The organism is Aeromonas sp. 603079, assembly GCF_049172135.1.
In the GTDB taxonomy this organism is placed as follows: Bacteria; Pseudomonadota; Gammaproteobacteria; order Enterobacterales; family Aeromonadaceae; genus Aeromonas; species Aeromonas veronii.
On record NZ_JAAKPX010000002.1, the window covers coordinates 251,938 to 265,256 of the forward strand.

Consider the following 13,319-nt stretch of genomic DNA (forward strand, 5'->3'; position numbering starts at 1 on the left):
CCTGCGACAAGGCGGATTGGCTTGCGTCAAGCAACCCGCATAAATTAATTGGTAGGGTTTACTTCAAATCACTCATGGCAACATGATCCATATCGTGGAAAGTCTGGTTTTCACCGACCATGCCCCAAATGAAGGTGTAAGCCGAAGTACCGACACCAGAGTGGATAGACCAACTCGGACTGATTACCGCCTGTTCATTACGTACCACCAGATGCCGAGTCTCCTGAGGTTCCCCCATGTAGTGGAAAACCAGGTTGTTCTCACTCATATCAAAATAGAGATAAACCTCCATGCGGCGTTCGTGGGTATGACAAGGCATGGTATTCCACAGATTGCCTGGAGCGAGTTCTGTCATTCCCATCAGCAACTGGCAAGTCGGCAGTACCGAAGGATGCAAGTATTTATAGATGGTGCGAACGTTACAATTTCCCTGACTTCCCAAAGATTCCGGAGCAGCCTCTTCACGAGAAATTTTGCGTGTCGGATAAGCATGATGAGCCGGAGCACAATTAAGATAAAAACGTGCAGGATGCTCCGGTTTTACGCTAGAAAATACAATTTCACGCGCCCCCATGCCAACATAGAGAGCCTCACGAGCACCAATCTCAAAAGTCTTACCATCAACAGTCACCAAACCTGGCTCACCGATGTTGATCACACCCAACTCACGACGTTGTAGAAAGAACTCAACCCCGATCTCCTTCCCACCTTCCAGGGAAAGAGGCTCACCAAGCGGTACAGCGGCACCAACGATGATACGGTCTATGTGACTATAGGTAAGATTGATTTTATTCTGCTGGAACATCTCTTCGATCAGAAAATGGCGACGCAGGCCACTTGTATCTAAGTGTTTCGCATGTTCACTGTGTATGGGTTGACGAATTTCCATTTTAAAACCTCAAGTTATAACCACAGCCACTGACATCGATGAAAATAACTAGCCATCAGTGCATTACTGACTGTTCATTCATGACAAAGAAGTCGTGAAAACTAATTCCTTATAATGCAGGGGCAAACACCTTATAAGACTCCCACGTAATAATGAATGAAGAGCATTATTAAAGACCCTCTTCCTCACTAATGCACTCCTCAACAATGGCAGCCTCCAGTGCCTTTCTCATATCCTGAATTGTACTTTTACCAATATCTTGAAGAATATCGACCAGCTCATGCAATGATGCACCGTCACGTTCAAATGCGGCATTTGCAATCATTGGTAAGTTAACCCCAGACAATACCTCTACCTGATCAGAATCCATTAAAATGACGGATGCTCGATTTGCTGGTGAACCGCCAGGAATATCTGTTAAAAACAGTACGCCATCGTCAGAGTTAACTTCCTGAGCTGCATTTCTCAGAGCAGTCTCCAAATCATCCGTCGACATGGACTCGACAAAGTCGACGAAGCGCATCTGCTCCGGCTCCCCCACAATCGCTTTCATTGCAGACTGCATTCCGGATGCAAAGTTGATATGTCCAGACACTACAATACCGATCATGTAATTTATCCCTCTTAAATAGGTGGGGGATATCCCACCCCATTAGTATTTATCAGCGTATTTAAATAATCCCAAGGTAATGCCCGACTACCCCAGCGGCCAATGTTGAGAAAATAAGCACTGGTGGCTTCGCCCAGAACCCGGTCCCCTTAACCATCTTGAACATAAAAAATACCAATGCTAACGGCAATAGATTAGGCATGATTTTGTCAAACAACGAAGCTTGAAGCTCTACCGTTTTACCACCGAGCTCTAAGGATGCTGTCGTCTGTAACTTGATAAATGTTGCCGATAGTGCGCCGATTACGAAAATACCCATGATATTGGCAGCTTTTGCCAACTTTTCTGTTGCATCACTCATGTTTACCATCGCTGCAGTACCAGCACGGTATCCCATGAACATCAAACCAAAATAAACAAAAAAGTGCACAATCTGATACAGCAGGAAGAAAACAAACGGACCAGCAATCGATCCTTCAATGGCAATCGACGCCCCCAGTGCTAATGTCAATGGCATCAACGTCATGTGGTCGATCGCATCGCCAATACCACCGGTAGGGCCCATACCAGCCACTTTCATTACGTTGACAGTAGACGGTTTTTCTTTATTCTCTTCCATTGCGATAGCTGTACCTAGCAGGAAGGTAAATAATTTCGGACTTGCATTGAAGAACTGCAGATGATTTTTCAATGCTTTGGCTAGATCATTTCTATTATTACCATGAATCTTTTTTAAAGCAGGAATAATGGAGTACGCAAAACCACCACCCTGCATTCGTTCAAAGTTGAAGTTGCCCTCCATAAACAAGCCACGTAAAGAACAGATCCACAAATCTTTCTTGGTGATGACTTTACGTACAGCGGTATCTTCATAAGCATCGATATTATCTACCAATGAATGATTTTTTACTTGAGATGCCTCGACATTGTTCCTCAGTGGAGACATTGTAATATCAGATGCCATCTTCAAATTCCTCTGCTTGCTTGTTTGAGTTGGTATTTCCACTAAAGAAGTAATAAAGTGCTGCGGCAGATGCGCCCAAGATTGCAACAGCCATGATTGGCAACTTCAAGTAGGTTGTCATTACAAAACCGATAAAAAACACCCCTGCAACTTCTTTGGACCACATGATTTTTAGCAGCATGGCGAAACCAATCGCTGGTACCATCTTGGCACCAATCCCTAGCCCTTCTAACAATACCGTTGGTGCATTTTCATCAATCCAGGTTGCACCATGTTCACCAAAATAGACTGTAGCAAATGCGACAACAGCGTATAGCATTGAGCGAAGTGAAATAGTCGCTATCAGTAATCGATCGATACCAGATGCATCACCTTGTTCAGCGTAACGATCCGCCTTACCCATAGTGAAAGAAGTCAATGCAAAGAAACCAATCACTAACATCTGCATCAGGACCGCGATGGGCATCCCGACACCCATAGCCACTTCTGCGGATTGACCAGTCATCACAGCAAATGCGACTGCTGCGATGGTGCCCATTGTGACATCAGGTGGCTGAGCACCTGCGTTAGGTACCAATCCTAACCAAGCTAACTCCAGAGTAGCCCCCGCAACCAAGCCAATTTGCATATCCCCCATAATCAATCCAACTACCGGACCGGTTATAATCGGGCGGTGGATATTTAGTGCGACATCATATTTATCGATACCACAAAAAAATGCCCATATTGCGACAAGCATAGCTTCGAAAAACATGCTTAATTCCTTTTTGAAAGTAAATGTAAATATATCTTATTTTTTAATGTCAGGCGGCGCCGTTAACCAGTTCAAAGATATCCAATGCGTTTTGATCAGGTGTATTTTGAACCGTGCAACATACCCCCTTTTGGGTCATGCTCTCAAATGCTTTAATATCATTATCATCAACAGACACTGTTTTTGCGATTTGCTTCTTGCCTTCATGATAATGCATATTCCCGATATTGCAGTGGGTGATCGGAACCCCTCCCTCTACCAAACGAGCAACATCTGTCGGGTTATTACAAAGAATAAATATTCGCTGTTTATCTGATGCATTATGAATCACATCAATTGTCTTTTTAATAGTAAAAAATCTAACTGCATATTCTCCACCTGCGGAAGCTTTCATACCAGCTTGCATAAAGGCAGCATTGGGGCCTTCTGCTGCATCATCATTAGCAACAAGAATCAGATTCGCCTCTGTGTGTTTACCCCATGTGATACGAATTTGTCCGTGTAACAAACGTTCATCAATCCTAGTCCATACAATATTTGGAGTTGTCATATATTTCATTCCTATGTTATAGGCATACCGGCATATATGCAGGCAACACACTAAGCCATCTGATTAAATTAACTAGCAACATCATTATGCTTGCAGGCACATACCTGATGTCGTTATTCGTCCCCGCCGCACTAACTGTGTTTTACTTAGCTTAACGCCAGTCCAGACATTAATAAATTGAAAGAAAACGAAAATGAGATCGCTTTCACGAAGTTAATAAAAAGACATCGAAAGAAGGAAGCCTCCCCAATGCTTTTTCTAACTGGTTAATTTCTTCTATAAGAATGCATCTCACTTGCGGCTAGTAAACAGATGAATCCAGCTCATTGCAGCACGTTAATAGACGTCAACAAACGGATATACATCGCAGGCAATAGATAACCTATCCAAATCAAATACGGTTCTCACTCATACACATACGGATTTTCGCCTCGACAACTTCCTCCATGGCGGCCATGGCGGGCACCAGATACTGGCGCGGGTCGCTGGCATCCGGATGAGAGCCAAGGAAGGCTTTCATCGCATCGGCGAAGGCGATCTTCAGTTCGGTCGCAACGTTGACCTTGCAGATCCCGAGTTCGATGCAGCGGCGCACATCGGCCTCCGGTACGCCGGAGGCGCCGTGCAGCACCAGCGGAATATCCACCTGCTCGCGAATGGCGGCGAGGCGGGCGAAGTCGAGGCGGGGCTCCTCCTTGTAGAGGCCGTGGGCGGTACCGATGGCCACGGCCAGCGAGTCGATATCGGTGCGGCGGACAAACTCTGCCGCCTTGAGCGGGTCGGTAAATTTGGCGTGAGCGGCATCGACGATGAGGTCATCCTCCTGACCGCCCAGCTGACCAAGCTCCGCTTCGACGCTGGCGCCCATGCGGTGGCAGAAGGTCACCACGCTGCGCACCTTCTCGATGTTCTCTTCAAACGGAAAGTGCGAGGCATCGATCATGGCGGAGCGAATACCCGCTTCGACCTTGTTGTGGATGTCCTGCTCGTCTTCGTGGTGATCCAGATGCAGCACCAGCGGGATACGGTACTCATGGGCCGCGGCCTGACAGATGGAGACCAGATACTCGACCCCGGCATGGCGATAGGTGCCCGGGGTGCCAGCCAAAATCACCGGAGAGCGCATGCGAGCGGCGGTGCGAGCCACCACCTGCACAGTTTCCAGGTTGTGGATGTTGAAAGCAGGTACGGCGTAGCCGCGGCGCTGGGCATCTTTGAGCATTTCATGGGAAGAGATCAGATACATAGTGACTCCTGAGCGTCCTGATTGACGCGAGATCCTGAGAAAAGGGAGGAGAGCTCGGTCGGATTTATCTCCCGGCCAGCCACCCAGATGTGTTGTTGATTGAGTTCAGTGGTGAGAGCGAGCAGGTTGGCCTGTTTGCCAACTGCCAGTGAACCGAGGCGATCGGCAATGCCGAGCATCTTTGCTGGTGCCAGCGAGGCCATTGCGATGGCTTCATCGAGCGGTACGTTCGCCAGCTGCACCATGTTGCGTACTGCGCCAAGCAGGGTGAGGGTGCTGCCCGCCAGACCGCCGGTTTCGGTGCGTACCACGCCGTTTTTCATCTCGACCCGATAGTTGCCGAGCAGGTAGTGACCGTCGGGCATACCTGCGGCACGCATCGCATCCGTGATCAGGAGCAGGCGCTGGCCAGCGCAGCAGTGACAGAGCTTGAGCACGCTCGGGTGGAGATGATGGCCATCGGCGATCAGCTCCAGCCAGGCAGCGGGATGGACAAGACCTGCACCGACCATGCCGGGTTCGCGGTGGTGCAGGCCGCGCATGCCGTTGAAGCAGTGCACCAGCCCGGAGGCACCCGCTGCCAGCGCCGCCATGGTGGTGTCGTGATCCGCCGCCGAGTGGCCCAGCATCACCCGCACGCCGTTTGCGGCAAGATGGTGAATGGCCGCGATGGCGTTGGGCTTTTCCGGTGCCAGCGCGACCACCTTCAGGCTGCCGCGCGCCAGCTGTTGCAGGTGGGTCAGTTCGGCAATATCCAGCTCCCGAAACAGCGCCTGATCGTGGGCGCCCTTGTTGTCCGGCGTGAAGTAGGGGCCTTCCAGATAGCAGCCGAGCAGCTCGGCGCCCGGCATGCCGCGGGCAACGCCATCGGCAATCCGATCAAGGGCTTGCTCTATCTCGGGGAGTGGTGCGGTGACCGTGGTGGCAAGAAAAGCGCCAACCCCTTCTGCCGCCTTGGCCATCGACAAGGTAGCCAAGGCATTGCTATCGCTATCCATGACATCGACACCGGCACCGCCGTGGACATGACCATCGATCAGCGCGGGCACCAGCAGCTCGACATCAAACCCCATATTTTCTTGAGAGAGAGAGCCTATCGCCGTTATCCAGCCATTCTCATGCTCTAGCCAGCAGGCCTCTCGCCAACCTGTTTCGGTTAACAGATGGCGCGCCCTGATCCGCTCGACCATTAAAGATCCTCCCCTGTCGGGTAATTAATGCCATCATTCCTGACACCGCCTGAATAAAGCTTTCCCAGCTCTGAACGCATAGAGTGGGTCCATGCTCCTGTGAATTGGAACCAGTTCACAGATGGATAACTTTGCTTCAGTAAACTGTTGCACATGACGGTTTACTCAAGTTCTGCTCGGGATACGGATAGATTGTGACCCCCTGCACGACTCGATTAACACGACCGCTCGGACATGGATTATCCGGATTGATACCAAGCATCATGGATGTATGGAATGCGTAGAACTGGGCATAAAGCAGGTAACAAAATGCCAGCTCTGCATCATCGCCGCGCTGAGTCTGTGGAAGGTAAATATATTCACCAGCCTCAATCCGATTGTCAGGAATATCGGCCAGGGCAACAACTCGTGCAGCAACACCATCACGACGCAGCTCATTTAACAAATCAAGGTCATATTGTCGTGTATAGGGATCATTGGAGATCATCTGCACGATTAAAGTATTGCTATCGACCACTGATTTTGGTCCGTGACGAAATCCGGTAGGAGAATCGAACATGGCAATCAACTGCCCACTGGTCAGCTCCAGCAACTTAAGCGCTGCTTCTTGTGCAACACCCTGCAGACTGCCACTACCAAGATAGATAACTCGTTGTGGGAGTGGTTCATTCCATGCAGGCACCGTTTGAACGACCTGTTTCAGGATGGCCTCACTGACGCCTGCCAGTGAAGTGCAAGCATGCTGGTTGAACCGTTTCGGCAAAAATACAGTCAAGCAGGTCAACATCATGCTGGTGAGACTACTTGTCATGGCAAAACTACGATCATTGGTCTGAGGCGGCATCAACAGTGCCAGTGATCGACCCTCCTTCTGACAACGCTGATATAGTTTCCCTTCAGCATTGCAAGTGAGAACCAAGTGGTAACATTTGCTTACCAAACTGCTAGCCAAATCAACAGCTGCCACACTTTCAGGACTGTTTCCCGAACGGGCAAACGAAACAAGTAACGTCGGGGTATCTTGGTCCAGATACTCTTTTGGATCAGTAACAATATCTGTGCTGGGGATCGACTCCACTCTACCGTTAAGACGTGCCGATAAATAAGGGGCCAACGCACGCCCCGCAAAAGCAGATGTCCCTGCGCCGGTCAGAATAATTCGCAGATTACCTTGCATTAGTAAGGGAGTAATAAACTGATCTATGGCGTTTCTTTCCTTATCGACCATGCCTAATGTTTCTAACCATGTCGCAGGCTGTTGTTGAATTTCACTCGCAGTAGCAATTCCTTTGGCTGCGATTAATGTTTCTTTTTCATAACCAAGAATCATGACTGTAATACCTCACATAGCCATTTCAGGCTGGGGACAGCAAGCCCGAGAATAGTGCCGCAGCACTTCCTGAACCTGATCAAGAATCAGACTGTGGGGATCTGCAGAAAGCAGCCCCTCACGCACTTTTTGATATTGGATTGGTAGATACTGGCTCAGCAGTGGCAACGGAATTTGCTCTTGTTCCAGATTGGCCAACAGACATGCATACGCTTCATCTACCCGCTGCTCAGGCCAGTAGTAACGGATCCGATCCGAATAGCTGTAACCTCGAGCCAAACGTCTGTCATTAGGACTCCCCTGGTAGTGGCTTTGCCAATATCCAGGCCGCTCCAACATGGTCTGTTCGAGCACATTGCGCAGTCCGGAACAGGCACTGGCAGTCACCAACTCGGATTCAATAGCAGCCAATGAGAACAATGCTTCACGCAGGGCAAACGTGAGCGCAGGGCCGACTTTAAGAATCGCAAAGTGATCACGTACTAACTGCTGGTAAGCCTGCGGTGTTTGATAATCCGTCGAGTGGGCTTCAAACACCATGTGGGGGTATTCCTTGATCATCAGACTCAAGCCAATAGCCTTGCCACTTTGGTAATCAACCACTCTCGTATGATCAAATTCAACGCCCGGCTGTACTACCAACGCAATGACCCGTGACCATACATCCCCCAAACCTTGACGAGTAAAGGCCGCTCTATGTGCTTCCAATGTATAACGCGCAGCCTGAGGTGTTGTTACCGCAAGTTCAAAGAGATCTTCATGCGCCCCACCAGGAATGGGAACTTCGGTGCCAATCACATAAACCAGGTCGCAGTGCCCAAACTTCTCGTAACAAGTACGCTCAGCAACTACCGCAAGCCTGGCTGCACGCTCGGCAACTACTTCATCACTGAGTGATAAAGGGTCATCGGAGCAAGCCATACTGCAGTCCAAATGGATTTTTTTGAACCCTGCTGCCACATACGTGGCAATAAGTGTTTCTGCATGTACCATTGCTTCGGAAGCAGAAAGCTCTTGCCATCGGTTTGGGCCCAAGTGATCTCCACCCAGGACCACCATCTCACGAGCAACACCACAGCGATCTGCCAGCAGATATAAACGCTCGCAAAAATCAGCTGGCGTCATGCCGGTATAGCCACCAAATTGATCCACTTGATTAGAGGTTGCCTCCACAAGCAGGACACTTCCTTCTTTCTTGGCCAGCATTAGTGCCGCTTCTAACACTAACGGGTGAGCAGAACACACAGAGGTGATGCCAGCTGTTTCCCCATTCTTGTTTCTTTCTATTATCTGAGCGATACCTTTCACTTACCCTCCAATACCACCAAATAAAACCGCAGCTAAATTTCATTTCTTTTCAGAAAGGTAAACCCATTGAATGCAAAACGAAACGAAAGACCATGTGTTTTATGAGATAGATCACGAAAAACAAAAGGAAAGGAAAGGAAAGGCATTTGGCTAAAGTGACTTTTCTGTCACAAAGCATAAGGTGAAGGCTTGATTTGCATTCTCCTCTAAGCGTTAATACACAAAATGCAATAAAGTGAAAGTCCATGTGCAAACCGGACAAACAATGCGGACAGAGCGGAATAATGCAAATTACCGAGAAAAGTACTATCGGCACCAGTGAACGCCGTGAGCGTATCATCCAACAACTGCGTAGCCATGGCAGCGTACAAGTCAATGACTTATCAGCACAGTTTCAGGTGTCTACTGTCACCATTCGCAACGATCTGGCATTCTTGGAAAAACAAGGGATAGCTGTACGCGCCTATGGGGGCGCTCTGTTGTGTGAACCCAATCAGGCCGCACCCGAGCGAACCATTGCCGACAAAAGTGTGCTCAATACGCCAGTCAAACAGCGGATCGGCGCGCTGGCAGCCACACTGGTGCAACCCGGGAGTCGCCTTATACTCGACTCAGGCACTACGACACTGGAGGTAGCTCGTCATCTGCGCGAACATCAGGAGATCCTGGTGATGACCAACGGCATGAACGTGGCCAATGAACTGCTAGAGGCGGATGGGATCGAGCTGCTGATGACCGGCGGCCACCTGCGCCGCAAATCACTCTCGTTCTATGGGGCACAGGCCGAGCAATCCCTGCAAAACTATCATTTTGACCTGCTGTTTCTCGGGGTGGATGGCATCGACCTAGAACGCGGTGTTAGTACCCATCACGAGGATGAGGCGCGCCTTAACCGTTGCATGTGCCAGGTTGCAAAAAAAATCATTGTAGTCACCGACTCCAGCAAATTTTTCCGCTCCAGCCTACACAGGATCATTAATATTCAGCGAATTCATACTCTAATCACCGATGATGCCCTGCCACCAGAACTACTAACAGGTTTGCATGATGCCGGGATCGAGGTTCTGCTGGTACCGGCGGATCCCCACTGATCAAAGCAGCATTACTTTAGCCTCCAAACACCACGGTCAGGGTCATACCGATACTCATACGGTCACCTCTGGCGAGTAACCGTAAACCGGGATAGCCGGCTAGGTGATGGCCATTTGCGACTTGGCTCTGGGGCTTCAGACAGACGAAGCAACTCCCCTCATCGGGCTGGTAAAGCATCAGGATGTAGTGGTCAACTAAATCCGGACACTTGGTTAGGCCGTTCTTCGGCTTTTGCTGGCGGTATCCCATTATTGTGGTGATGTGGACGCCGCCAGTTGTAGTAATCCATCAGGTAATAACTGATATCCCGCTTTGCCTCCCGCACGCTCATGTATCCCATAGCCGGGAGCCACTCTGACTTCAGGCTTCTGAACAATCGCTCCATCGGGGCGTTATCCCAGCAGTTTCCACGCCGACTCATGCTCTGGGTCATGCGATAGCGCCACAGTCGTTGCCGAAATGACCGACTGCCATATTGGCTGCCCTGGTCGGAGTGAAACAGCACGCCAGATGGGCAACCTCGTTGCTGATATGCCATTTCCAGTGCTTTTATTGCCAATTCTGCATCAGGTTTATCAGACATCGCCCATCCCACGACTCGCCGGGTATGCAGATCAAGAACCGCTGCCAGGTAATACCAACGGCCACCTGCCAAGACGTAGGTGACACACCTGATTGGGTTGATGGACCTCAAATTCGCGGGCCAGCAGATTGGGAATGTCCGGTCGTTCAGACCGAGCGACCTGATAGCGATGAGTGCCCGGTTGCTTGGATACCAGACCGGCTTCCTTCATCAGGTTACGTACTTTGAATCGACCAATCTGATACCCCAACTCCCGCATCATCGACATCAAGGCACGGCTGCCTGCCGAGTTCCGGCTCACTTTGAACAAACGGCGCAACTCACAGCGATGCTGCATGCGCTCACGGTTAATCGTCCGCCTGCGAGCCAGATAGTCGTAAAAACAGGATGTTGGAACATCGAAAGCGCAGCAGACCAGGGTGATGGGGGCTTGCTCCCTTAATCGGTCTATCAGCGCGTACGTGTGAAGTCGTCCGACATCAAGAGAGCAGTAGCCTTTTTTAGAATGACCTTTTCACGTTCGAGTCGGTTGATACGGGCTTCCAGCTCCTGGATTTTCTGCTGCTCAGGAGTTAGCGCTTTGCTGATTGGGGTTGTGCCACTGCGTTCGGATTGAAGCTGCTGAACCCAGCGACGGAGCACGGTTTCACCGACGTCCAGTGAACGGCTGGCTTCGGGGACTGAATATCCCTGGTCGAGCACCAGGGATGCGGCTTCGAGTTTGAATGCGGCAGTAAATGAGCGACGTAATCTTGTCATTGAACACCTCAGGTCATGGTGGCGACTGTACCACCTAAAATGGTGTCCGGGATGATTAGACCACTACACCCTTATGCGCTCGATACTCCCACTATTCCTACTATGAAGCCGTGAAAGATGAAGTAATCCGGTGATAGAGAAGAGGTACTTTACCCCTCACGCCTCTCAAGACATGCAGCCCCCATCTGATTACTATCCCCTATAGCCAGTATGCTCATGGGGTTGTATTGACTCTTGCAGAGGGGGCCATTTGTCATATTTTCTGTGAGATTTTTTCAAGCCTCATTGCATATATAAGAAGACCTCCCTTACCCCCTGCTCCCCTCCATGCAATTTTCCCCCATAATCGAACAGACCTATCCTATCCCCCCTCGATTCTTTTATTTTCCTCTGGTGTTCTCTCTTGCGTACAAGACAAGTTAGCCGCCCGTCATGGGCAGCCTATACACTGTGAAGTGTTGGGCATGGTGTTGGGCAAATGCGCTAAAGAGCTAGCTTTACCAAGAAGCCAACCCTTTGTTTTATATGGTGCCGATAAGGGGAATCGAACTCCTGACCTTCGCATTACGAATGCGCTGCTCTACCAACTGAGCTATACCGGCTTGTTGCTCTCCACATTCATAAAAAATGACCGGCAAGTCAATTGAGCCAACTCGATTTTATGAGTTGGCTCATGGTGTTAGAGCCCGATTTACAGATCGGCAAACTCGGGGATATGGGCACGGCCGCGGCTTTCGAGAAATTCGAGCAGGGCGCGGGGGGAGCGCACCAGGATCCGCTCTTGCGGGAAGCCCGCTTCGGTCACCAGACGGTGGCAATGGTCAAAATCGCCGAGGCTGAAAGCGACATGGGAATCGGAGCCGAAGGTGAGGTAGGCCCCCAGATCTCGCGCGGCTTCAACGATTGCGCGGCAGTTGCCTTCGCTCCCCGGGCGCGAGTGAATGAAGGAGGAGTTGTTGATCTCCAGCGCCACCCGATAGTCCGCAGCCGCCTTGACCACCGCCTGAATGTCGATGGGAAATGCGGGGTTGCCCGGGTGGCTGATCATATCGACTCGGCCGCTCTTGATGGCGTTGATCATCGCCTGGGTGTGGGTTGCCTGATCGCAGGGAGGGAATACCTGCTCATGAAAACCCGCCATGATCATGTCGAGACGCGACTCATAGCGCTCTGGGAAATCGATCTCCCCGTCGAGGTTTTTGATGTTGGCCTCGATACCCCGCAAGATCCCTACCCCTTCCACCACTCTTGGCAAGATCGGCAAGTTGGCAAAATGCCAGACATGAGGGGCATCGGCCATCTCGGGGCCATGATCCGTGGTGGCGAACAGCTTGATCCCTTTGGCTCTGGCGATGGGCAGATAGTCGTGGATGGTGCTGTAGGCATGGGTGCTGGCAATGGTGTGAGTGTGGGTATCGACCGGGTACTTCATCTTCTCTCCCCTCATATTTTGAAAGGGCAGCATAGCAAAGAGCCGCAGCTTGGGCCACGCCAGTGCTTGCCACACTTTGTCACAAAATACCGCGAAGCTGACATAGTCTGAGGGGCTCTGGCTGGCATACTGCCCCCGTCGATACATGCCTGAACTCGCATCGACAGTTTGCCGTCAGGATGACGCGAACTCACTTTCCCCACCGTCGCGCCCTGCGGCGGTTTTTTTTGGCTCTGTCCCAATTACGTGTTGAAAGGCTAATCTTGAAGTAGGCCATCACCTTGAGGTCTACCATCATGGATACCCCAGCCTTTCAACACCTGTTGTCCCTTTTTCCCCAGTTAACCCTGCGCCAGCGCCGTGTTGCTCAGCAGGAGCTCACTGCACCCCACACCATTACCTCGCTCAATACTCAGTTACCGGCATGCAGTGGCTGCCCCCATTGTCAGGCCGATGTTACCCAGCTGGCGCCTTGGGGATGGAGTCGGGGACTGCGCCGCTACCGTTGCAAACTGTGTCTGCGCACCAGCACCGGTCTGACCAAGACGCCCTTGGCCAGATTGCGTAAAGCACAGTGCTGGGAAGACTACGCGCAAGCCCTCATCGAAGGAC

The 13,319-nt window shown here is 50.7% G+C and carries 12 protein-coding genes, 1 tRNA gene and 1 pseudogene; 2 read left to right on the top strand and 12 right to left on the bottom strand.

What is annotated here, in order from left to right; translation table 11 throughout:
- Positions 1 to 58 precede the first annotated feature (58 nt).
- The 9 genes from kduI to kbaZ form a co-directional block, all read right to left on the bottom strand.
- Entirely contained in the window at positions 59 to 889 is an 831-nt protein-coding gene (kduI, locus tag G5287_RS02305; RefSeq protein WP_421230732.1) for a 5-dehydro-4-deoxy-D-glucuronate isomerase, read from the bottom strand.
- A gap of 169 nt (positions 890 to 1,058) precedes the next feature.
- Complete coding sequence (gene agaF, locus G5287_RS02310) at positions 1,059 to 1,499, bottom strand: PTS galactosamine/N-acetylgalactosamine transporter subunit IIA (protein WP_167566946.1); 441 nt, start codon at positions 1,497 to 1,499, stop codon at positions 1,059 to 1,061.
- Between the two features lie 61 nt (positions 1,500 to 1,560).
- Positions 1,561 to 2,463 (bottom strand): PTS system mannose/fructose/sorbose family transporter subunit IID, encoded by a 903-nt coding sequence (locus G5287_RS02315; protein WP_216951762.1) that lies wholly within the window; start codon positions 2,461 to 2,463, stop codon positions 1,561 to 1,563.
- Positions 2,453 to 3,217, bottom strand: a complete 765-nt coding sequence (gene agaW / locus G5287_RS02320; RefSeq protein WP_421230733.1) for a PTS N-acetylgalactosamine transporter subunit IIC — start codon at positions 3,215 to 3,217, stop codon at positions 2,453 to 2,455. Before agaW ends, G5287_RS02315 begins: the two co-directional genes overlap by 11 nt.
- Before the next feature lie 49 nt (positions 3,218 to 3,266).
- Positions 3,267 to 3,767 carry a PTS N-acetylgalactosamine transporter subunit IIB gene (gene agaV / locus G5287_RS02325; RefSeq protein WP_216951764.1) on the bottom strand — a complete coding sequence of 167 codons (501 nt, stop codon included), beginning with the start codon at positions 3,765 to 3,767 and terminating at the stop codon, positions 3,267 to 3,269.
- 391 nt (positions 3,768 to 4,158) lie between these two features.
- Positions 4,159 to 5,013, bottom strand: coding sequence for a tagatose bisphosphate family class II aldolase (locus G5287_RS02330; protein ID WP_421230734.1), 855 nt, complete (start codon positions 5,011 to 5,013; stop codon positions 4,159 to 4,161).
- A complete protein-coding gene (gene nagA, locus G5287_RS02335) occupies positions 5,004 to 6,203 on the bottom strand; it encodes an N-acetylglucosamine-6-phosphate deacetylase (RefSeq protein WP_421230735.1) in 1,200 nt (399 codons plus the stop codon). Before nagA ends, G5287_RS02330 begins: the two co-directional genes overlap by 10 nt.
- 136 nt (positions 6,204 to 6,339) lie before the next feature.
- Positions 6,340 to 7,533 (bottom strand): SIS domain-containing protein, encoded by a 1,194-nt coding sequence (locus G5287_RS02340; protein ID WP_421230736.1) that lies wholly within the window; start codon positions 7,531 to 7,533, stop codon positions 6,340 to 6,342.
- 12 nt (positions 7,534 to 7,545) lie between these two features.
- Positions 7,546 to 8,841, bottom strand: a complete 1,296-nt coding sequence (gene kbaZ / locus G5287_RS02345) for a tagatose-bisphosphate aldolase subunit KbaZ (RefSeq protein WP_421230737.1) — start codon at positions 8,839 to 8,841, stop codon at positions 7,546 to 7,548.
- Between the two features lie 284 nt (positions 8,842 to 9,125).
- Here kbaZ and G5287_RS02350 point away from each other — a divergent pair, with 284 nt between their 5' ends.
- Complete coding sequence (locus G5287_RS02350) at positions 9,126 to 9,932, top strand: DeoR family transcriptional regulator (protein WP_421230738.1); 807 nt, start codon at positions 9,126 to 9,128, stop codon at positions 9,930 to 9,932.
- Positions 9,933 to 10,123: 191 nt separating this feature from the next.
- On the opposite strand, the pseudogene G5287_RS02355 reads toward G5287_RS02350, so the two are convergent.
- The 3 genes and pseudogenes from G5287_RS02355 to G5287_RS02365 all read right to left on the bottom strand — a co-directional run bounded on the left by G5287_RS02355 (position 10,124) and on the right by G5287_RS02365 (position 12,707).
- Positions 10,124 to 11,275 (bottom strand): annotated as a pseudogene (locus tag G5287_RS02355) (IS3 family transposase).
- 526 nt (positions 11,276 to 11,801) lie between these two features.
- Positions 11,802 to 11,877 (bottom strand) — tRNA-Thr (locus G5287_RS02360).
- Between the two features lie 89 nt (positions 11,878 to 11,966).
- A complete protein-coding gene (locus G5287_RS02365; protein ID WP_338455320.1) occupies positions 11,967 to 12,707 on the bottom strand; it encodes a phosphatase in 741 nt (246 codons plus the stop codon).
- 296 nt (positions 12,708 to 13,003) lie between these two features.
- Here G5287_RS02365 and G5287_RS02370 point away from each other — a divergent pair.
- Positions 13,004 to 13,319: transposase (locus G5287_RS02370; RefSeq protein WP_421230739.1), on the top strand; the 316-nt coding region annotated here is incomplete at its 3' end.